General features: G+C 68.0%; 2 protein-coding genes. Both read right to left on the reverse strand.

The window, feature by feature from the left end; genetic code table 11:
* Positions 1–612 (reverse strand): IS21-like element helper ATPase IstB (gene istB / locus AB0K02_RS33965; protein ID WP_365996461.1); only part of this gene is annotated, 612 nt, incomplete at its 3' end.
* Complete coding sequence (gene istA / locus AB0K02_RS33970; protein WP_365996462.1) at positions 609–2,024, reverse strand: IS21 family transposase; 1,416 nt, start codon at positions 2,022–2,024, stop codon at positions 609–611. The genes istB and istA, both read right to left, overlap by 4 nt.
* Positions 2,025–2,149 lie beyond the last annotated feature (125 nt).

Here is a 2,149-nt window from a genome sequence, read left to right on the forward strand (position 1 = left end):
CTTGTTCGAGGTCAGGATGATCGAGCCCTTCTCGTAGCGCTTCGAGATCACCTGGAAGACCAGGTTTGCCTCAGCTCGTTCGAGGGGCTGGTAGCCGACCTCATCGACCACGAGGACGCTGGGCCGCAGGTAGGTGCCGAGCTTGTTCGTCAGACGCCCGGCGGCCTCGGCGGCTTTGAGGTTGCGGACCATGTCGTCGAGGCTGGTGAAGTAGATCGAGTAGCCGGCCCGGCATGCCGCGACCGCGAGGGCGACAGCGATGTGTGTCTTGCCGACCCCGGGCGGCCCGAGCAGGGCGGCATTGGCCTTGGCCTCGACGAACGAGAGGGTGGCGAGGTCCTTGACCTTGCGCGGGTCGAGGTCGGGCTGGAAGGAGAAGTCGTATTCGTCCAGCGTCTTGTGGTGCGGCAGCCGGGACAGCCGCAGGCCCTGGCGGAACCTGCGGTCGTCACGGACGGCGAGTTCCTCCGACAGCACAAGATCGAGGAAGTCGAGGTAGCCCATCTTTCCTTCGTCAGCCCGCCGGATGTACTCGTTGATAGTCTCGGTCAGGTGGGGCAGGCCGAGCTTGCCGGCCGTGTTGCGGATGCGGGTGGAGACCAGCTCGCTCAAGACGTTTCCCTCGTGCTCGGACGGGTGGTGAAGGGGCGGGTGCCGGTCAGCTCGTCATAGACCGACAGCGGGCGGCGGCCGACCTCGATGCGGGTGGCGGCGCTCCGGTTCAGCAGGGCCTGCAGCGGTCCGGCCACCTCGTCCAGAGGACGTTCGCGCCGGGGCTGGGGGACGTCGCCGGTGGTGGTGCGGCGGCCCTTTCCGGTGGGCAGGCCGTCCCAGTGGGTCTCCTCGACGACCCGGACGCCGCGGCCGATCGCCCGAGGGTGTGTGGCCAGCAGCGTCTCGCCACTGGCGTCCGCGGCGGTCGAGTGCAGCATGACCTGTGACTTCGTGGCCCGGATCTCCACCATCTGGCGGGGGCGGACCCTGCGGGCGGGCACCGAGTAGAGATTGCCGCCGAAGGCAACCAGGCAGTCCTTGCCGACTGGCCGCAGATGCCGTTCGGCCACCAGATACGGGGTCGGCGGCAGTGGCTTGAGGGCCGCGTGGTCGCGGGCCGCCCGTTCGCCGATGACCTCCCGGTGCGTCTTGTGGATCTGGGACCGCCGTTGCGGCACCCAGGCGGCGAAGGCGGCGTCCATCTCCTCGATGGAAGAGAAGGCCCGGCCGGACAGGACATGGTCACGGACGATGAGGACCTGGCGCTCGACGCGTCCTTTCCCGGTGGGCCGGTAGGCAGCCAGGACGCCGATGTCGAAGTCGTAGTGGCCAGCGAAGCCGACCGCTTCCGGATGCAGCGGAACCGCCTCGCCCGGGGCGACGTGGCGTCGGACGACGGTCTTGGTGCGGTCGTAGACGATCGTCATCGGGACGCCGCCGAAGTGGGCAAACGCGCGGCGGTGGCAGTCGAAGAAGGTCTGCAGGTCCTGGCTGGTGGTGAAGCAGCAGAATGGGTCGCGTGAGTACGACAGCGTCATGTGGAAGGAGTAGACCTTCGGGATGCCCATGTGGGCGAGGATCTTGCCCTCGTCGCCCCAGTCCACCTGGGCCTGGGCGCCGGGGATGACCTCGAAGCGGCGGTGCATGCCCGCCAGCTCTTTCGGAGTGATGCCGAGTTCCTCGGCGATCCGGGGCCGGGCTTCCTGGACGTAGAGCTTGGTCCGCTGGTAGTTGCCGGTGAACCCGTACTCCTGGGCGAGCCGTTCGTGGATCACGGCGGCCTTCATCAGGATCTCCGCCCGCAGCATCGAGTCGACCAACGGCGCGAACTCGTCGATCACCCTGGCCCGGGACCGGCCGTTCGGCGACCGGCGCGGAGGCGAGGCGGGTCCCTCGGCTGACAGATACTTGCTGACCGTCCGCCAGTTCAGGCCGGTCTCCTTGGCGACCTCGGTCAGGCTCATGGCTCCGGACTCGACCAGGCCACGAAACCGCCGTAGTTCCAGCCAGCGCTGCGGATCCAGGACCACGGCCACCCCATCTCTGCGACCTCGACCAACAGGCAGCAGAGTGCCGAATCCCGAACCTCAGCACCTCAGGAACCCTGCACGTTCATCCGTACGCGGCCATGCACGTTCACGTGTACGCCGACACC

It is taken from the genome of Streptomyces sp. NPDC049597 (genome assembly GCF_040675505.1).
In the GTDB taxonomy this organism is placed as follows: Bacteria; Actinomycetota; Actinomycetes; order Streptomycetales; family Streptomycetaceae; genus Streptomyces.